21 protein-coding genes, 1 tRNA gene and 2 pseudogenes are annotated in these 17,126 nt (G+C 70.5%); 13 read left to right on the top strand and 11 right to left on the bottom strand.

What is annotated here, in order from left to right; translation table 11 throughout:
- Positions 1-286: 286 nt before the first annotated feature.
- From ACN26Y_RS06325 to ACN26Y_RS06315, 3 genes are all read left to right on the top strand, one after another.
- A complete protein-coding gene (locus ACN26Y_RS06325; protein WP_155329387.1) occupies positions 287-1,075 on the top strand; it encodes a prepilin peptidase in 789 nt (262 codons plus the stop codon).
- Positions 1,076-1,193: 118 nt separating this feature from the next.
- On the top strand, positions 1,194-1,781 hold the full coding sequence (locus ACN26Y_RS06320) for a glycosyl hydrolase family 65 protein (protein ID WP_422734462.1): 588 nt from the start codon (positions 1,194-1,196) through the stop codon (positions 1,779-1,781).
- A 71-nt stretch (positions 1,782-1,852) separates the two neighbouring features.
- The gene (locus tag ACN26Y_RS06315; protein WP_155329386.1) at positions 1,853-2,344 is read left to right on the top strand and encodes a GNAT family N-acetyltransferase; all 492 of its coding nucleotides are present in this window, start codon (positions 1,853-1,855) and stop codon (positions 2,342-2,344) included.
- Here the strand turns inward: ACN26Y_RS06315 and ACN26Y_RS06310 are convergent.
- Together ACN26Y_RS06310 and ACN26Y_RS06305 are read right to left on the bottom strand one after the other, a co-directional pair.
- Positions 2,288-2,794, bottom strand: a complete 507-nt coding sequence (locus ACN26Y_RS06310; RefSeq protein ID WP_155329385.1) for a hypothetical protein — start codon at positions 2,792-2,794, stop codon at positions 2,288-2,290. The two genes, ACN26Y_RS06315 and ACN26Y_RS06310, sit on opposite strands and share 57 nt — an antisense overlap.
- A 102-nt stretch (positions 2,795-2,896) precedes the next feature.
- The gene (locus ACN26Y_RS06305; RefSeq protein ID WP_422734461.1) at positions 2,897-4,105 is read right to left on the bottom strand and encodes a hypothetical protein; all 1,209 of its coding nucleotides are present in this window, start codon (positions 4,103-4,105) and stop codon (positions 2,897-2,899) included.
- Positions 4,106-4,409: 304 nt separating this feature from the next.
- Here ACN26Y_RS06305 and ACN26Y_RS06300 point away from each other — a divergent pair, with 304 nt between their 5' ends.
- The 7 genes and pseudogenes from ACN26Y_RS06300 to ACN26Y_RS06270 all read left to right on the top strand — a co-directional run bounded on the left by ACN26Y_RS06300 (position 4,410) and on the right by ACN26Y_RS06270 (position 9,096).
- On the top strand, positions 4,410-4,952 hold the full coding sequence (locus tag ACN26Y_RS06300; RefSeq protein ID WP_155329383.1) for a GNAT family N-acetyltransferase: 543 nt from the start codon (positions 4,410-4,412) through the stop codon (positions 4,950-4,952).
- Between the two features lie 927 nt (positions 4,953-5,879).
- A pseudogene (locus tag ACN26Y_RS06295) lies at positions 5,880-6,218 on the top strand (hypothetical protein); the annotation flags it as partial.
- Between the two features lie 151 nt (positions 6,219-6,369).
- Positions 6,370-7,335: a zinc ribbon domain-containing protein gene (locus tag ACN26Y_RS06290; protein WP_422734460.1), complete on the top strand. Its 966-nt coding sequence runs from the start codon at positions 6,370-6,372 to the stop codon at positions 7,333-7,335.
- Positions 7,328-7,696 (top strand): hypothetical protein, encoded by a 369-nt coding sequence (locus ACN26Y_RS06285; protein ID WP_230688898.1) that lies wholly within the window; start codon positions 7,328-7,330, stop codon positions 7,694-7,696. The genes ACN26Y_RS06290 and ACN26Y_RS06285 overlap by 8 nt, the downstream gene beginning before the upstream one ends.
- Positions 7,693-8,055 (top strand): hypothetical protein, encoded by a 363-nt coding sequence (locus ACN26Y_RS06280; protein WP_422734459.1) that lies wholly within the window; start codon positions 7,693-7,695, stop codon positions 8,053-8,055. The genes ACN26Y_RS06285 and ACN26Y_RS06280 overlap by 4 nt, the downstream gene beginning before the upstream one ends.
- Positions 8,052-8,783 carry a hypothetical protein gene (locus ACN26Y_RS06275; RefSeq protein WP_422734458.1) on the top strand — a complete coding sequence of 244 codons (732 nt, stop codon included), beginning with the start codon at positions 8,052-8,054 and terminating at the stop codon, positions 8,781-8,783. Before ACN26Y_RS06280 ends, ACN26Y_RS06275 begins: the two co-directional genes overlap by 4 nt.
- Positions 8,770-9,096: a hypothetical protein gene (locus ACN26Y_RS06270; protein ID WP_155329380.1), complete on the top strand. Its 327-nt coding sequence runs from the start codon at positions 8,770-8,772 to the stop codon at positions 9,094-9,096. The genes ACN26Y_RS06275 and ACN26Y_RS06270 overlap by 14 nt, the downstream gene beginning before the upstream one ends.
- Positions 9,097-9,243: 147 nt before the next feature.
- Here the strand turns inward: ACN26Y_RS06270 and ACN26Y_RS06265 are convergent, their stop codons facing one another.
- From ACN26Y_RS06265 to ACN26Y_RS06250, 4 genes and pseudogenes are all read right to left on the bottom strand, one after another.
- Complete coding sequence (locus ACN26Y_RS06265) at positions 9,244-9,591, bottom strand: hypothetical protein (RefSeq protein WP_155329379.1); 348 nt, start codon at positions 9,589-9,591, stop codon at positions 9,244-9,246.
- Between the two features lie 89 nt (positions 9,592-9,680).
- Positions 9,681-9,752 (bottom strand) — tRNA-Lys (locus tag ACN26Y_RS06260).
- A 70-nt stretch (positions 9,753-9,822) separates the two neighbouring features.
- Complete coding sequence (locus tag ACN26Y_RS06255; RefSeq protein WP_422734904.1) at positions 9,823-10,014, bottom strand: DUF397 domain-containing protein; 192 nt, start codon at positions 10,012-10,014, stop codon at positions 9,823-9,825.
- A pseudogene (locus tag ACN26Y_RS06250) lies at positions 9,986-10,807 on the bottom strand (helix-turn-helix domain-containing protein). The gene ACN26Y_RS06255 and the pseudogene ACN26Y_RS06250 overlap by 29 nt, the downstream one beginning before the upstream one ends.
- A 57-nt stretch (positions 10,808-10,864) precedes the next feature.
- On the opposite strand from ACN26Y_RS06250, the gene ACN26Y_RS06245 reads away from it, so the two are divergent.
- The 3 genes from ACN26Y_RS06245 (at position 10,865) to ACN26Y_RS06235 (ending at position 13,167) form a co-directional block, all read left to right on the top strand.
- Positions 10,865-11,068: a hypothetical protein gene (locus ACN26Y_RS06245; protein WP_422734457.1), complete on the top strand. Its 204-nt coding sequence runs from the start codon at positions 10,865-10,867 to the stop codon at positions 11,066-11,068.
- Positions 11,069-11,455: 387 nt separating this feature from the next.
- Positions 11,456-11,938, top strand: coding sequence for a DUF1772 domain-containing protein (locus tag ACN26Y_RS06240; RefSeq protein WP_155329365.1), 483 nt, complete (start codon positions 11,456-11,458; stop codon positions 11,936-11,938).
- Positions 11,939-12,105: 167 nt separating this feature from the next.
- A complete protein-coding gene (locus tag ACN26Y_RS06235) occupies positions 12,106-13,167 on the top strand; it encodes an NAD-dependent epimerase/dehydratase family protein (protein ID WP_422734456.1) in 1,062 nt (353 codons plus the stop codon).
- Between the two features lie 7 nt (positions 13,168-13,174).
- Here the strand turns inward: ACN26Y_RS06235 and ACN26Y_RS06230 are convergent, their stop codons facing one another.
- The 5 genes from ACN26Y_RS06230 to ACN26Y_RS06210 all read right to left on the bottom strand — a co-directional run bounded on the left by ACN26Y_RS06230 (position 13,175) and on the right by ACN26Y_RS06210 (position 17,084).
- Positions 13,175-14,347 carry a hypothetical protein gene (locus ACN26Y_RS06230; RefSeq protein WP_155333956.1) on the bottom strand — a complete coding sequence of 391 codons (1,173 nt, stop codon included), beginning with the start codon at positions 14,345-14,347 and terminating at the stop codon, positions 13,175-13,177.
- Positions 14,348-14,417: 70 nt separating this feature from the next.
- Positions 14,418-15,608, bottom strand: coding sequence for a GNAT family N-acetyltransferase (locus ACN26Y_RS06225; protein ID WP_155329363.1), 1,191 nt, complete (start codon positions 15,606-15,608; stop codon positions 14,418-14,420).
- A gap of 47 nt (positions 15,609-15,655) precedes the next feature.
- On the bottom strand, positions 15,656-16,375 hold the full coding sequence (locus ACN26Y_RS06220; protein ID WP_155329362.1) for a PP2C family protein-serine/threonine phosphatase: 720 nt from the start codon (positions 16,373-16,375) through the stop codon (positions 15,656-15,658).
- A gap of 77 nt (positions 16,376-16,452) precedes the next feature.
- Positions 16,453-16,809, bottom strand: a complete 357-nt coding sequence (locus ACN26Y_RS06215) for a hypothetical protein (protein WP_155329361.1) — start codon at positions 16,807-16,809, stop codon at positions 16,453-16,455.
- 29 nt (positions 16,810-16,838) lie between these two features.
- Positions 16,839-17,084, bottom strand: coding sequence for a hypothetical protein (locus ACN26Y_RS06210; protein WP_155329360.1), 246 nt, complete (start codon positions 17,082-17,084; stop codon positions 16,839-16,841).
- Positions 17,085-17,126: the final 42 nt, after the last annotated feature.

The raw sequence follows: 17,126 nt of genomic DNA, 5'->3' as shown, positions 1-17,126 counted from the left end.
GAGAGGTGGTGGCAGCCGGTGGTGGCGGTCAGGTTGCCGGCCGGCGGCCGGATGGCGGGTGCGCCGGTCGCCTCCGGGTGGCGTCGCGGTCGCCGGCCGGGGTGTCGTGCGGGCCGGGCGGGCGGGCGGACTGTGGGTGAACGACGGCTCACGTCCGCTTTGCCCCTCGGTTCGGAAGCCGTCCGTCGGCCGTCCCCGTCGGAAGCGGCCAGCCGTTCGAGGGGGCGTCCGTCCGGTGTGGAGGTAAGTGCCGGCGCCGGAGCGCCCGTTACAGTACGGCGAGCCTATGGCTACCCAGCGTGTTCGTAGCGGCAGGTTCGGCACGACGGTGAGAGCACCCCGACGCGGCGGTCGGGCAGCGCTGCTCGCCGTGCTCACGGTCACCCCGGTCCTCCGGCTGGCAGTGCTGCGGCACGCCGTACCCCCGGGTTCGACACCCCGGTCCGGTTGCGACGCCTGCGGCGCCCCGGTCGACCTGGACCGCCCGTGGCCGGCGCTCGGGCCGGGTGCACGGTGCGGGCGGTGCGCCGCCCGGGTGGGCGCGCCACCCGGCACGGTGGAGGCCGCCGCGGTCGCGGCCGCGACGGTGCTCCTGCTGGTCGGGCCACCGGCCGTCGAGCTGGCCGCGGTGGCGTGGTGGCTCGGCTGGGCGGTGCCGCTCGTCTTCGTGGACGCGGCGGTGCACCGGCTGCCCGACCGGCTGACCGGGCCCGCCGCGCTCGGCACGTGGCTCCTGCTCGGGCTGGCCGCCGCCCTCGGTGCGGGGTACCCGCCGTGGCTGCGGGCCACCGCCGCCGGCCTCGCCCTGGGGCTCCTGTTCGCCGGCACCACGCTCCTGCTCGGCCGGCTCGGCTTCGGCCTCGGCGACGCCAAGCTCGCCGTGGGCGCGGGCCTGCTCCTCGGCTGGCACGGCTGGACGGTCCCGGTGCTCGGGCTCCTGCTGGCGTTCGCCCTCTCGTCGGTGGCCGCCCTGGCGCTGCTGGCGACCGGCCGGGCCCGCTGGTCCAGCCACCTCGCCTTCGGCCCGTTCCTCGTCGCGGCGACCGGCGCCGCCCTGCTGCTGACACCCGCCTGAGCCGGGACATGCCCGGTGCCCGTACCCGCCGGCCGTGACCTTCTCGACCGCCGCACAGTGACCGGCCAGCTCAAGGTGGGAGCCCTGACGGCCAGCCGCGACGGCCGAGCGGCCGTGTTTGGCGAAGGGCCCGCGGTGGAACTGTGACGGTCACGCAGACGGCGGCCGGTCAACCCGACCGCCGTTTACGACCGCGCCCGAGGCCCGGACCGTCCGCGACTCGTCGCTGTCGGCCTCCCCGCAGGCCGTGCTCGCCGCCGAGGTCGGGCACCTCGACCTGGCGTACGGCCTGTTCGCCGAGTCCGTGTCGCAGGACCTCGCGGACCTCGGCGACAAGACCGCCGACGGGCTGCACCTGGCGTCGCTGGCCGGTGCGTGGCTGGCGCTGGTGCAGGGCTTCGGCGGTCTGCGCGACGACCGGGGAGTGCTCTCCTTCGACCCGCGGCTGCCCGCGGAGATCCGGCGGCTCGCCTTCTGCCTGCGCTGGCACGGCCACCGCCTGGCGGTGACACTGACCGCCGCCGAGGCCCGGTACGAGCTGCCGGACGCCGACCCGGACACGACCGTCGAGCTGTGGCACCACGGCGAACACATCCACCTGACCGGCGGCAGCGCGGCAACCCGCCCAATGCCCCCAATCCCCGCCCCCGCCCCAGTCCCCCATTCCCCCCGCCGCCCCCAGGTGAAAGGAAGGGCCCCTTCTTAACGCCTCCGGTAGAGGAAGGGCCCCTTCTTAACACCGAGGCGCGGTACGAAGAGACTCACTACGGTGGGGGCGTGCCCGACCTCCAGCGGCTCGCCGCCCACCACGCCGACCCGCTGCTCGCGTTCGAGCGGGACAACCGCGCCTGGTTCGCGCGGTCGATCCCGGACCGCGGGGACGACTACTTCGCCGACTTCCCGGCCCGGCACGCCACTCTCCTCGCCGAGCAGGCCACCGGCGCGTGTCACTTCCACGTCCTGGTCGACGACGACGGTCGCGTCCTCGGCCGCTTCAACCTGGTCGACGTCGCCGACGGGGAGGCCGAGCTGGGCTACCGGGTCGCGCAGCGGGCCGTCGGGCGCGGGCTCGCGACCGACGGCGTCCGGCAGGTGTGCACGCTCGCCCGGGACGCGTACGGATTGCGCCGGCTGACCGCCGCGACGACCCTGGACAATCCCGCTTCGCTGGCGGTGCTCCGGCACACCGGGTTCACGCCCGTCGGCGAGGTGTCACTCGACGGCCGCCCCGGGTTGCGGCACCGCCGTCAGCTGACCCTCGACGGCTGAGCCGCCGGCCATGTGCCGGCGCACCTCCTCCAGCGCCTCGAACGCGTACGCCCAGTTGTGGCACTTGAAACTGCGCAGCCCCTCGATCGGCGTACGGCAGTCGGCGCAGCGCACCCCGGCGATCCCGTCCGGGATCTCGGTGTTGACGAACTTGCGCTCGCCGAGGATGACCGTCGCGATCATCATGCGGTCGTGCACCCCGGCCAGCGCCGAGTTGACGATGTCGTACCAGTTGACCCGCCGAGCGCACTTCGGGCAGTCCGGCTCGTCGCCACTGACCCACAACGGCGCGCCGATGCTGCGCGGCGGCATGCCGAGGAGCTTCTCGATCCGGCGTACGTCGGACTCGCTGGTCGTCCAGCGGTGCCGGCCCGGCAGTGACGCCGGCGAGTCGTAGACGGCGCGGAACAGGACCGGATCGACCTCCACGGTCTCGCGCTGACGGGTCATCGGCGTCCTCCTCGACGATCGGTGTTCCACCGTCGCCGCAGCGGACGGCGGGTGCAACCAGATCAACGACAGGGCAGCCCGGCGATCACCGTCCCGTTCGGTTCAGGAGAAGTCCGTTGCTCCTTCCAGCTCTGCGAAGAGCAGGTGCTCCGCACCGTCCAGGGTCACGTGGGCATTCATCTTGACGCCCGGCATGCGCCGGGTGCTCGATCCGATCCGCCACCGCCAACTGACCAGCCCCTGCGCGTTGGCGGTCGCCGCACCCAGTCCCCGCGCGCGGCTGGTGCGCCCGCTCGGGTAGACGATTTTCAGGTTGCAGGGGGCGTTGGGGCGGGTGCAGGCGAGCACGCGGCCGTGCCCACCGATCCAAGCCGTTCCGACGGCCGCGGTGTTCAACACGAAGATGTTCAGCGAGTCGCAGATCTTCGATATCGACTTCCCCCAGGCGCGGACCTCCGGGGTGCTGATGCTCGCGAAATGCAGCCCGACCGCCGTGAAGGTCTCCCGGTCCAGCCACAGTGCCCCCGAGTCGCCGTGTTGGGAAAGCACCCCCTGGGGCAGCGGGAAGTCGTCGGGAACGACCGAGAACTCCACCCCGTCGGTGCCGTCGATGGTGCCGCCCGTGACACCGGTCCGCAGCCCGGACTTGATCACCTTGAGGCCGACGACGTGCGGTTTGCTGCCGGACGCCGGCTGTGGCAGCCCGACGATGTCGGTGGAGACGTTCCGGCCGCGGGTGCCGTCCTGCTCGCCGATCGAGCAGACGGCAGCGTCCAGACCCTGATCCCAGCGCAGGAGCCGGCCGAGGAAGTTGTTCGGTGGCTCCGGGTCGGGCGCCACCGGGTCGGGCTGGATGATCGGGTCCATCGCGACCGGCGGATTGACGACCGCGACGTGCCAGTTCGTCAGCGCCAGAGGTCGCAGGGTGCCCCGCTCGAACACGATGGACCCCAGCGTGCCGGGGTCGCCGGTGCCGGGACCTCCCACCTTGAGATTTCCGATGTTGATGCCGCCGAGGACCGGATCCTGACGGGAGTGGCGGAAATCCGCGTCGGGTTCGGGGTTGCTCTCGATGACGTCAACCGGAACGCCGTCGTTCTCATCGGGCAACCGCTCGCTTTCGGCGAGGCTTCGTGTCGGCACCTTGCGGGTGACGTGTACCCGGATCGCGAGACGGTCCGAGGGGCGTCTGCGCTTGAACGCGAAGCCGATGTCGACGGAACGGACGTTCGGGAATGCCATCAGGCGCTTCCGGTGGCGACGCATGAACGTGAGCAGCCGATCCTGTTCCTGCGGAGTGATCTCGTGCACGGCGCCCTCCCCTCCCGTGGAACCTCACCTGCGCCCGACCGCGATGCTGCTGCTCGTCCTCCTGCCGGTGCCGTTCCCCTTGTACGCCACGCCATGCCCCGGGTCACCTCGGCCACCCGGGCCGGCCCGCCTTGGCATTCCGGGTTGGGGCAGCTGGGGGCTCCCATCCTCGACACCCGGTTTGCTCTGATTTCGGGCGATCAACATGGGTCTTGCCTTCGGCGTAAGGGGAGTGCTCCGGAGTCTGATTCGGTTGCCTCGGAAAGGGGTTGCCGCCGGCCAGGCCAGTGGATAGGAAACGTGCATGCTAAGGGGCAGCAAGGTCGGGCTCAGGGCCCGGCACGAGGACGACATCCCGATCCTGCAGGCCGAGCTCTACGACGACGTGGTCAACCACTCGCGGTCCCAAGCCCGGCCGTGGCGGCCGATCACGCCCGGCTCGAAGAACCCGCAGCTCGTGGTGGACGACAAGGAGCAGGGGCACGTCCCGTTCTCGGTGGTGGAGCTGGACGGCGGCGCGCTGGTCGGCACCGCGGTGCTGTGGGGCATCGACAACCACAACCGGTCCGCGCACATCGGGCTGGGGCTGCTGCCGTCCTTCCGTGGCAAGGGCTACGGCACCGACGTGGTCGCGGTGCTGTGCCACTACGGTTTCGTGGTGCGCGGCCTGCATCGGCTGCAGATCGAGACGCTGTCGGACAACCACGCGATGCTGCGCTCCGCCGAGCGCAACGGCTTCGTCCGCGAGGGCGTGCTGCGCTCCTCGGCCTGGGTGATGGGCGAGTTCCTGGACGAGGTGCTGCTCGGGCTCATCGCCCACGAATGGAAGCTGGACTCGAAGGGCTAGTACGGGCTAGTAGTGCTTTGTTAGGTTGTTGTGGCGTGTCGCTTGTACGGGGATCGTGGCGGTGTTTGGCTGCGGTGCGTGGATGAGCGGGATCTGGTTCGGGTGCGGGCGCGGCTGGAGGACTGAACCGCCCTCGGCCTCGACCACTTCGAAGGCCGCTCCTGGATCGGCCGGCACCGCCACGTCACCCTCACCGCAGCCGCCCAACTGTTCCTCACCCAACTGAGGCTGACACGCCCAAAAGCAGCGGGGCAGACCTGAGCCTCTACGCCGTCCTCCGCGAACTGCAATGCCTACTCGCGATCTGGCTCGGGTTCTGCCCCCTCTGCCGCCAACTCGTCCTAACCTGACAAAGCACTATTAGCTGCTGTACCGGTCCGAATCACGGCAACAGCGGCCCCGTAAAGGGCTGGCTGGGCCCGACGATGGCTCGAATACGCGCGGAACAGCCAGTGGATCGAATACAACTATCAAGGCCATGTGGCTCTCAGCCGGGCTCTGGCCTTGACCCGAGACGGTTGCGATTTGGAGCTGACCGGATGATTGGCATTCCAGCTAGTGGAGGAACACCGTGGTTGACGACAATCTGACTAGGGGCGGAGCATTCCTGCTCACGGTTTGCGGGCTGCTGCTAGCTGCCCTCGCCTTGACCATCGGAGTCATCACCGCTGTGATGGTTCTGGCCGGGATCGGCGTCCTCCTGGGAGCAGTGTTTATTCATGCCGGGCTGGTAAGGAGCGCAGACCAGCGCAACGACAGATAACGCCTCGCTGCACAGGGGAACGGACAGGGCCCCGGCAAAGTCGCGGAGCGCCCGGCTTGATGTGGTTGGCGTAGACGCGCCCTTGCCGGTGGCAGGAGGGCGGGCATGACCGGTTCAGATGATCATCGAGGTTCCTACGCCTTGTTGATCGTCCGAAGTGAGTCATGCCCGGCCTGCCATCATCGCTGATCTCGTCCTTGTCACGCGCACCGGCGATCACCGTGCCCGAAACCGCTGCTGGGCTGCGCGCTGCACACGGCGCTGCCCACGACGAGCACGGCCAGCCGGTGCCGGTCCGGCTGGCCACCGACAACGGGCCGGCGTTCACGTCGGCCGCGCTCGCCCGGTTCATCGCCGCCCGACCCGAGCTGACCCACATCTGCGCCCGCAAGAAGGCACCAAACACCAACGGCGTACGCGAACAAGCGTTCGGGCCACTGAAGTACGAACGGCTCTACCACGAGGAGATCACCGACGGGCCGACGCTCGACGCCATCGCCGAGGCGTACCGGGCCGAGTTCAACCACGTCCGCCCGCACGAGGGCATCGCGTTCAACCCGCCCGCCGAGGTCCACCTCGGCCAGGCCGATCCCACCATCCCCAACTTTTCGAAGATCAAATCCTGCCCAAAACCTGACGCGGGACAAGAAGTCGTTGGCGGCGACGCCCAAAGGCCGGACCCGCCGCTACCGCTACTACACCTGCTTCACCCGCACCCGCTACGGCAAGCACGCCACCTGCACCGCGCCCCGGCTCCCCGCCGACGAGCTCGACCGCATGATCCTGCGGGCCCTGCACGACTTCTACACCACCGCCGAGCCCGTCCTGGCCGCCATGATCGAACGCGCCCAAGCCCAACGCGACAGCACCGCCGACGACCGGCGCGCCGAACTCACCGCCACAGCCAACCAGATCACCCACACCGAGAACGCGATCACCTGCTACCACACCGCCTTTGAGAACGGCACCATGGACGACGCCACCGCCGGACCCCGCATCCGCTCCGCCAACGGCTCGCCCAACTCCAGGCCCGGCACACCGAACTCGACGCCGACCCGACCGCCCAGCCCACGCCCCGCCGCCCGGCACCGTCGCCCGCATCCGCGACCACCTCGCCACCATTCTGGCGAGCGGCACCACCACCGAGCGCAAGGCCGCCATCGAGACACTCATTGCCGAAGTTCAACTCACCGACCAGGGAGTCGTACCCGTGTTCAAGATTCCCACCGACACGACAATGCCCCCGCCCGAAACGGACGGGGGCACCTCGAAAGAGCCACCGGTTCGCACAATGGTGCGGTCGGTGGGCCGCCAGGGACTCGAACCCTGAATCCCTCCGGCGTGGTATGGATCGTCTCGCATCGGCGGATCGAGGCGCTGACCTGGGCGACGTCTGGTGTCGCCTTACAACGATTGACAGTTCTTGTCGGCGTCATTTGTGCCCGAGGTGTGCCCGATGATCTTGCCTACTTCGACCGTTGCGTAGCTCGATTCGCCTCGTATCCGCTGGGCGCTGCCACCCGAGCAACCGATGCGCCTACTTCCCGACAAGGATCTTCTGCGCTGAACGGCGGGGTCGCGGTCCGTGGTCGCGCTGTGGCATGGTGCGGTCGTGAGTGAGACGGGGCAGACGGATCGGGTGACGGCAGTGCCGGACAAGCTGAATCAGTGGCATGACTTCCGCAAGAGCGTGGCGCTGGTGTCGATGGTGCTGTTCTTCTTGTGCCTGGTCGGCCTGGGCTTCCTGGCCTATCAACTGGTCATCGTTGGTGACGACCGTGGAGTCTTCAACCCGTGGTCATTCTTGCGATTCATGTCGGTGACAGTGCCGCTAGGTGTGGCTGCGGTGACGGGCGTCGGCGTCTACCGGGCCGCTAACAACGCCGAGTCGAAGCGGCGTGGCCGGATCATGACCCTCGCGCTCCTCGTCGCCGCGGTCATGCTCGTTGTGACCGGCGTTATCAAGGATCGCCTGTCGTGAGCTTCTCGGTTGAGCCCAGCGCCCTGGAGCGCGCCGCTTCCCGCCTCAACGAGGCGAGCCTCGACGCCCAGGCCGCCAAGGCGTACATACTCAAGCACACCGACATGCCCGTGCAGGGCCAAGGACTGCTCAGCGAGGTATGGCCTGCGCACCAGCTGCTTCTCGACGCGATGAACAAGCGGCTCGCTCACCTGGTCGAGCTGCTGGAGAAGTCCCGGGACGCGCTCCAGGGCACTGCGGACTACTACCGGTACACGGACGCCGGCAACGCGGCCCGGCTGGACGCCACCTACCCGACGGTTGACCGCAGCGGTTACGAGGTGCCTGGCGGGCGCCCGTTGACTGGGAACCTGCCGTGATCGAGCCGATCGACTTCCTCGTCGAGCCTGGCGAGCCAGACGCTTCCATGACCAAGGGTTTCGTCAACCCGATCGGCATCTTGGACGCCATCTCCATCTCCCACTGGGTCAACCAGATCATCAAGGACGTCGCCGGCTACGACGTCATCGGCACCATCACCAACGTCTTCGTCGGCGACTGGCAGAGCTTCTACAAAGCAGGTGACGCCTACGGCAACCTCGGCCAGAGCCTGCAAGCCCTCGGCCAGAACGTCAGCTTGACCGCCGCGCAGATGGATCACCAGTGGGACGGACAGGCCGCCGACGCCGCCTTCGTCTACCTCCGCAAACTCGCGACGGCAGCCGTCGAGCAGAACGTCGTCCTGACCCAGATCGAGGAGAACTACCACGAAGCAGCCCGCGCCATCTGGCTCCTGGCCGACATGATCGGCGGCCTCATCAAGATGATGATCGACAAGGCCATCATCATCGGCGTCAGCGCCGCCGCAGGGACCGCGCTCATCGAGACCGGCGTCGGTGCCGTCGCCGGCTACGGCATCGCCGCCTGGCAAGCCACCGAGCTGGTCAAGAAGGTCAACGACGCCGCACTGAAGATTCAAGCCGGCGGCACGGCCATCCTCAGTTTCTTCAGCTTCATCAAGGCTCTTGCCGAGCAAGGCGGCGACCTGTCCAAGTTCCCCCTGCCGGACCGGCCCTACGTCAGCCCGGTGCTCCATGACGCGGCCTGACTCCGAACCCGAGCGGCAGTTCCTCGGCCTCACCGAAGGCGACCCCGGCCTCGCCAAGCTCGTCCACGCCAGCCTCACCCGCCTCCGCGACGGTGCCGCTGGTGACGACCTCCAGGAACTGGCCCGCGACATCCTCGCCGGCCGCACCGACCTCCGACAAATCGCCGCCACCGACGCCTACGGCGGAGAACTCCTCGACCGCTTCCACCGCTTCAGGGACTGGGAACAGAATCTCGACCCAGACGAGCGGCAACGCCTCGCCGACGAAGCGGCTGAACTCGCCGCAGGTCAAGGCATCCGCGATCAGCAGTAGAGGCCGCTAGTGAGGGATCCGCGCTCGTCGCGCTCGGCAACGGCGAGGATGACTACGACGTTGCTCTCGTTGGGCAACACCGGCCGCCAGGATGGGACCGACACCCGGGATGGCTTGGATCGCGGTGTAGCCGGCGTGCCCGGCGAGTCAGGCCCGGATCGGCCCACCAACGATGCCGAAGTCGACCGCGTCGATCAGTCGACACAGCGAGGCAACCCGACCGCGGTATGCCCCGCAGGCGAGGCTTCTCCGACGTGCCTCGGCCGGGCTGTCGGAGCTGGTGGTCATCTTGTCTGCGACCACGTTCAATGTGCAGCGTGCTTCTCCCGCAACGCCCCGGCCGACGGTCTCCACTGCCCGCAGGGTCCCTTCGGGCCCTTGAATGATCTCGACGAACAGGCCGAGCAGCCGTGAATTGCGCACGAGCGGTCCATCCGTCATCGTCCGCCCTTCAGCTGTTCGCTTCGTCGCCGCTTCCGAGAGCATCCCTGACACGGAAGTCAGGCTGACCGTTGGTCCACTGCTGTACCGGCCCCGAGCGCGGCGATAGCGATCCGGGTCAGGGCCGCTGACCTGCGTCTGAGTGGGCCGCCAGGGACTCGAACCCTGAACCTATGGATTAAAAGTCCACAGCTCTGCCATTGAGCTAGCGGCCCGCGCGCTCAGGTTACCGGACACTCGACGCGGGTGGCCTCCGGCCGCCGGGCAGGCGTCGATCTCTGCAGGTCAGGAGCGGGCAGAGAGGTCCGCGACGAAGGTACGCCACGCGGCGGGCGGGAAGGTGAGCGCCGGGCCGGCCGGGTCCTTCGAGTCCCGCACGGCAACCATCCCGGGCAAGTTGTCCGCCACCTCGACACAGTTCCCGCCGCTTGAACCACTGCGGCTGGACTTACGCCACGTTGCGCTGGAGAGGTCCATGATCACCCTGCACTTCCTTCACCAGATCGATGGACTGCTGGCGCGGCAGTGCCTCGTTCCGCACACCTTCCCACTTGGCCAGCAGGCTTGCTACATCATCCTTGCTGTCGACCACCACTCCGCCCAGTTGATTTTCCAGGTGGCCCACCCAGCCGCCGTCAGCGGACCGGGCCAGCGCGAAGGGTCCGGACAGACCAATGTGCAGCCCGGTCGTGGTCGGGATCACGTGCACGTGAACGTGGGGCAGCTCCGCCAGTGCGATGAGGTGCGCGACCTGTTCCGCCATGATGCCGCTGAATCCATCGCCCGTCCGCCGTAGCGCGGCTTCGTCGAGAACGGCGACCAGTTGCGGAGGTGTCGCACTGGTGAGGATCTTCTGCCGTTCCATGCGGGCGTTGACCTGCTGGTCGACCTCGGCGGCCGACATCAGGTCGTTCAGACGCATGATCACGTGGGCGTAGTTCTCGGTCTGAAGGAGGCCGGGGATGAGTAGCGGCTCAAACAGTCGGAGTTGCCGGGCGGCGCGTTCGGCGTCCAGCCAGGGGAGGAGCCAGGACGGGGCGCCGAGTTGGGCGGCGAGCCGTTCGAACAGGCCGCCCGTCTTGAGGGCGCGGTCGGCGCCCTTGATCTAGTCCATGGTGAGGGCGCGGCTGCCGCTCTCGACGGCGCTGACATGGGAGGCGCTGAACCCGGCTCCCCGGCCGAAGGACTCCTGCGTCATGCCGGCCGCACCTCGGGCCCGGCGGATCTCGGCCACGATGAAGTCCGCGAGCGGGCCTGCCACGTCAGCCACCCGGAGCCTCCCAGTTCGTCGATCGACTACCCACCGCGCCACGGGGACGTGATCCGGGTGCCGGAGGACGGCTACATGTTCGGCACCGGGGTTCTGACGATGCACGTAGCGGAGGTCATCGACCGCCGCCCGGTCGACGGGGTGGTCTGGGTTGACCTGCGCGGCCACGAGGTGCACCCGGACGGCTCGGTCCGTGCCCGGCCACGGCACGTGTCCGTACGCCTCGACCGCGTCACCGTCGTCCGGGGCGCGTTGCGGTGACCCGCCTGCGCGCCCACGTTCCGTCCCGCCCGACGTGGCGCTGCGCCGCCTGCGGCATCGCCTGACCGTCCTCGCCGGCCAAACTGCGCCTGCTGGCCGCGTACCGCACCGATCGGACGTCCCTCCCCGTCTACCTCGGCACTCTCCAGGCCGAGGCGACGACTCAGCTCGCCGAGGTGGAGGGCGACACCGGGCCGCTGCCTTCCAAGATTCCGGAGAGGGATGAGCCGCAAGACGATTGCGTATGGGGGTGAGCGGGGCAGGCAGGGGCGTACGGCTCGCGGGGCGGTTCACTGGGTGATGACGTGAACGAGTCAGCTCCAAAGGTCGCCAGGCAACTCGATCGCGGCGAGTCGACGACCGCACCAGGAAACGGGGGTGGCACCCATGTCGGAGTTCATCAGTCTCGCCGCGCTCGCGGGCGCGGCGTTCACCAGCGGGCTGATGGCGGGGCTGTTCTTCGCGTACGCCTGCTCGGTCATGCCGGGTCTGGCCGCGACCGACGCGCGGACCCTGGTCGGCGCGATGCAGTCGATCAACCGGAAGATCCTCAACGGCTGGTTCCTGGCCGCGTTTCTCGGTGCGCCCGTGCTCACGGTGCTGGCCGTCGCGCTGCAACCGGGAGACGGCCCGGTGCTGGTGTGGAGCGCCGCCGCGCTGGTGGCGCACCTGGTGATGTTCGGCGTCACGATGCGGGTCAACGTGCCGCTCAACAACCGACTCGACGCCGCCGGGCCGGTGGACCGGATCGGCGACCTGGCAGCGGTGCGGGAACGGTTCGAGCGGCCGTGGGTGCGGTGGAACCTGGTCCGCACCGTCGCCTCGGCCGCCGCCTTCGCCGCCCTGCTCGGGGCGCTTCTCGCCCACTGACGGGCGCCGACAGCGGGACCAGAAGCACGCCTGGGTCCGCCAGGCCCCTCGCCCGTGAGCCCACCGCAGCCCGACCCGCCGGGCGCGCCGGCCGGTCCCGCGGGACGGACGGCCGCAGGCCACCGCCGGGGCGGTTGGGGAGCGGCTGACCGGGTACGGGGTCGGACATGCGGATCGTGGTGGTGGGGGCGAGCGGCAACGCCGGGACGGCCCTGTTGCGCCGGCTGCGCCGGGAGCGCGGACTGGACCTGGCCGGGGTGGCGCGACGCCTGCCCGGCCCGGACGCCGGTGAGCCGTACGACCAGGTGGAGTGGCACTCCTGCGACATCGGCGCGCCGGGCGCGGACGCGCAACTCGCCGAGATGTTCGCGGGTGCCGGTGCGGTGGTGCACCTGGCCTGGCAGATCCAGCCCAGCCACGACCAGCGGGTGCTGCGCCGCACCAACGTGGGCGGCAGCCGCGCCGTGATCGACGCGGTGGTCCGGGCAGGCGTGCCGGCCCTGGTGTACGCGTCGTCGGTCGGCACGTACGCGCCCGGCCCGAAGGACCACCCCGTGAGCGAGCGCTGGCCGGCGACCGGGGTGCCCGGGTCCTCGTACAGCCGCGACAAGGCGGACGTCGAGGCGCTGCTCGACCGGGTGGAGCGGGAGCACCCCGAGTTGCGGGTGGTGCGCCTGCGGCCGGGCCTGAACTTCCAGCGGGCGGCCGCCACCGAGATCGCCCGGTACTTCGTCGGCCCGTTCGTGCCGTTGCGGCTGCTGAAGTACGGGCGGCTGCCGCTGGTGCCCACGAACCGGCGGCTGCGGATGCAGGCGGTGCACACCGACGACGTGGCCGACGCGTACGCCCGGGCGGTCCTGGGTGACGCGCGTGGCGCCTTCAACGTCGCCGCCGACCCGGTGCTGACGCCGGAGTTGGTGGCCCGGCACTTCCACGGCTGGACGGTGCCGGTGGCCGCCCCGGTGCTGCGCGTGGCCGCCGCGCTCACCTGGCGCGCCCGGCTGCAACCCATCGACGCCGGCTGGGTCGAGCTGGCCCTGAACGCGCCGCTGATGTCCAGCGAGCGCGCTGAGACCGAGCTGGGCTGGACGCCCCGGCACGACGCCCTCAGCGCGCTGAGGGAACTCTTCGCCGGGATGGCCGAGGGCGCGCACACTCCCACCCCACCGATGACCCGTGCCGGGAACGCCCCGCGTCACCCCGTCCCGGGCCACGGCAACCCCTACTGATCCGGGGTCAGCTCAGGCGGGACGACGTGACCGTGGGGTTGCGGGCGCCGAGGAAGAAGATGCCGGGGTAGCCCCGGGTCTCGAAACCACGGCTCGGGTTGCGGCGGAGGGTCGAGTTCTCGATCCGCATGGTGCCGGTGCGGTTGTTGCTGACGAAGAAGACGGCGCCGCCGCCCTCGTTCGCGTCGTTGCCCTCGATGACCGTGCCGGCGATCCGGACGGTGAACTCGTTGCCGTCGCAGTAGATCGCCCCACCGCTGCCTCCGCCCGGCGCGCCGGCCCGGGCCGGGTTGGCGCCGCTGCCGATCGCCTCGTTGTCACGCAGCACGCTGTTGAGCACGACCCACGAGACGCCGATGCTGCTCAACGCGCCGCCGTTCGAGCAGGAGCCGCCGGTGAAGGTGCTGTTCACCACGTAGACCGGCTTGTTCTCGTACTGGCTGAGCACCCGTACGGCCGCGCCGCCGAGGTCGGGCCCGGTGCGGTCGCACCGGTTGCGGACGAACCGCGAGTTGACGATCTTGAGCCGCCCACCGCGGACGAAGACGGCACCGCCACCGCCGCCCTCGGCCTCCTCCCCGGTGGAGTTGCCGTCGGCGAACGTCAGGTTCTGCACGGTGAGCTGCGGGTGGTCCTGGTTCTGGCAGTGCGAGGTGGTCCAGCCCTGGGCCTGGTCGCAGGTGTTCATGTAGAGGATCCGCCGCTTCCCCTGGCCGCTCAGGGTGACCCTGCCGCCGCCGTCCAGGACCACCTTCGGCCCGTTGGCGTTGCGGACCTTGGCCGTGGCCGTCATGGTGATCGTCACCGGGTCCGGCCCGCAGTCGAAGGTGATGATCCCGCCGGCCGCGACCGCCTTCACCACCGCCGCGGACGTGCAGCTCGCCGGCGTGCCGGTGCCGATCCTGCGGGTGGGCCTGGACGTGTCCACCGCCCGCGCCTCGGCCGGCACGGCGGCGGCGCCGTCGGGGTTCCCGGCCGGCGCCGGCCGCGCCGAGGGGCGCGGGCTGGGGGACGGCCCGCCCAGCCCGGCACGGGCGGCCGGACGATCCACAGCGGACGCGGACGACGGGGGTGTCGCGGACGTGGCGACCGGGGCTGGCGTCGCCGGCTCGGTGGAACCGCAGGCGGCCAGCGTCGCGGCGACGACGGCCAGGGCGGCCAGGACAGCGGCGGGCTTCAGGTGCACCTCGTGATGGTAGAAGCGGGTGGGCCGGGCGCCGAGAACGTTAAGGAGGGCCTAAGGAACCGGCTCAGAAGTCGGCGAAGAGGTACGGCAGCCGGCGCGGGAACAGGCGACGCAGCTCCGCACCGGCCTCGGCGGGCACGTCGCCCAGGCCGCGCAGGCGCACCTCCACCGGGTCCAGCACCCCGTACGCCAGTGCGGAGAGCCCGGCCGCGGTCAGCGTCGCCGACGGGGCGGTGCCGGTCTCGCCACGGACGATCTCCAGCGCGCCGGTGGTGCCGTCGAGCAGGTACCCGCCGGCCAGCCAGCGGTCCCCGGTCAGCTCCACCCGCACCCGGCCCGGGCCGGCGGGAAGCCCGGCGAGCGCATCCACCGCCAGCAGCCGGGCCATCGGCGCGGAGGAGCCCGGCCGGGCCACCCGGCTCTCGACGTGCACCTCGAGATCGGTGAGCCACAGCTCGGGCGTCTCGGTGACGGGGACATCGAACCGCACCGTCGCCACCTGGTCGACGTGCCGGGCGAAGAACTGCAACAGCAGCGCCCGGGCGTGCGGGTCGGTGGCGAGCAGGTCGTCGGCGGCCAGCGTGCCACCGTGGTCGTCGATGCGGTAGGTGACCGCCCCGGTCACGACGCCGTCGACCCGTGCGGTCACCAGCCACCGCTCGTCCCGGTCGCGCAGCGCGACCGCCCGGTAGTCGGGGAAGAGCGCGAAGCCGTGCCGGTGACGCAGGCAGCGCTCGGTGAAGTCCCGCCACGACGGGTAGCCCACGCCGATCCGCTCCCACCGCACCTCCCCGGGCAGGTCGGCACGGAGCAGCGGGGCCAGGTCGGCCACCGGCAGCGTGACCGTACGCGGCATCGGCAGCCCCGCGTAGCCGAAGCGTTCGTAGAACGACGGCCGGAACGGCCAGAGCGCCGTCAGCTGGTGACCCTCGTCACGCATCTCGTCCAGGAGTTGGTGCAGGAGCGTGCGCACGTGCCCCTGCCGACGGGCGAGCGGATGGGTGACCACCCCGGCGACGCCGGCCATGGGCAGTACGCGGCCGCGCAGGTTCTGCCGCATCGGGATGGCGGAGACCGCCGCGCACGTCTCGCCCGCCTCCTCGACGACCAGCGTCCGGTTGCCCTCGTTGTAGGGCAGGTACTCGCGGAACTCCTCGGCCCGCGCCGCGCTCCGCGGCGAGGCCTCGAAGGCGTACGCCTGGAGGGGGAAGCTGGCGGTGAGTCGCTCCTCCGAGGAGAGTCGGCGGACGGTCATCCGACCATCCCAACCCGGCGAGCCGGCCGCCGCAACCGCATTGGGTCTCAGAGCGGGGTGACGTCGGAGACCACGACGGTGACGTTGTCCGGCGCGCCGGCCTGGTGGGCCAGCTTGACGAGTTGCTCCCCGCAGAGCTGGCGGTCGCCGTAGCCGGCCAGTGCCGTGGCGATCGCGTCGTGCTCGACGTAGTCGGAGAGCCCGTCGCTGCACAGCAGCAGCCGGTCGCCGGGCGCGACGGTCAGCGCCCCGATCGCCGGCGGGGTGTCCGAGCCCTGCACCGCGCGGGTCACCAGCGACCGCTGGGGGTGGTGGCGGGCCTGCTCGGGGGAGAGCGCGCCCTGGTCGACCAACGCCTGCACGAACGTGTCGTCCCGGGTGAGCTGGGTCAGCTCCCCGTCCCGCAGCAGGTAGCAGCGGGAGTCGCCGACCTGGGCCAGCACCAGCGTCTCACCGGCCAGCAGCGCGGCGGTCAGCGTCGTACCCATGCCCTCCCGGGCGGGATCGACGGTGATGGCCGCGTGGATGCGCTGGTTGGCGGTGCTGACCACGGCGCGCAGCGCGTCGGCGGCCTCGTCGGGGGTGGTCGGCGGGGTCAGCTCGTCCAGGATGCGGATGACGATCTCGCTTGCCACCTCGCCCGCCGGCAGGCCACCCATCCCGTCCGCGACGGCGACGAGGCGCTCGCCCGCGAGGGCGGAGTCCTCGTTGTTGGTCCGGACCAGACCGATGTCGTTGAGGATGGCCGAGCGGAGGATCAGCGTCATGGGATCAAGCTTGCCAAGAACACCCTCCGTTCGTCTCTACGCGCCGGTGGGTGGATTGTGAAACTTGCTGACGCCTTTCACTCCTCGGCGGGCAGATCTTCCAGTGGGACGTCGAGGCGCACCGCGTCGGTGACGGTGGCGATCTGGTCGGCGAGCACGTAGACCGCGCCGGTGCGGACCCGGTCGGTGGAGACCTTCAGGTAGCCCGCGTGCAGGAGCCGGGCCGCCAGGTCGGCCGGGACGTCCGGCTCCTGCACCGCGGTCGACTCGATCAGCTCGTCCAGACTGCTGCCCGGGTCGGCGGTCGGCGCCTGCACGGTCACCGCGTTCGGGTCACCGCGCTGGACCAGGTCCACGGTGCCGATCTCGGTGCCGGCGGCGTCGACCACCCGCATGCCGGTGGTGACCCGGGAGAGGACCTGCTGCTGGCTCATACAGGCGCGGTTCCCGGCCGGTCTGCGCGCTAAACGCGGCCCCAACCGCCCGGCGGGCGGGGCGACAGCTCGCGCCACGTGTCGGTGCCGTGGAGCAGGGCCCGGACCGTCTCCTCGGCCTCCTCGGCGGTGTCGTACTCGTAGAACTTGGAGACCCCCTCCGACCCGCCGGCGCGCTGCTCGACGTACCACCGGTCGGCGTCGGCCCGGAGGAAGACATCCCGCCGGGCCAGGCGGCCCCATTTCCCGTTCCACCAGTGCTTCCGCTGCTCCATGGCGGGGACTCTATCGAACAGACGTACGAAAATGTGCGGCCC

The organism is Micromonospora sp. WMMD558 (assembly GCF_049315255.1).
In the GTDB taxonomy this organism is placed as follows: Bacteria; Actinomycetota; Actinomycetes; order Mycobacteriales; family Micromonosporaceae; genus Micromonospora.
This window is presented reverse-complemented; position numbering and strand designations above follow the sequence as displayed.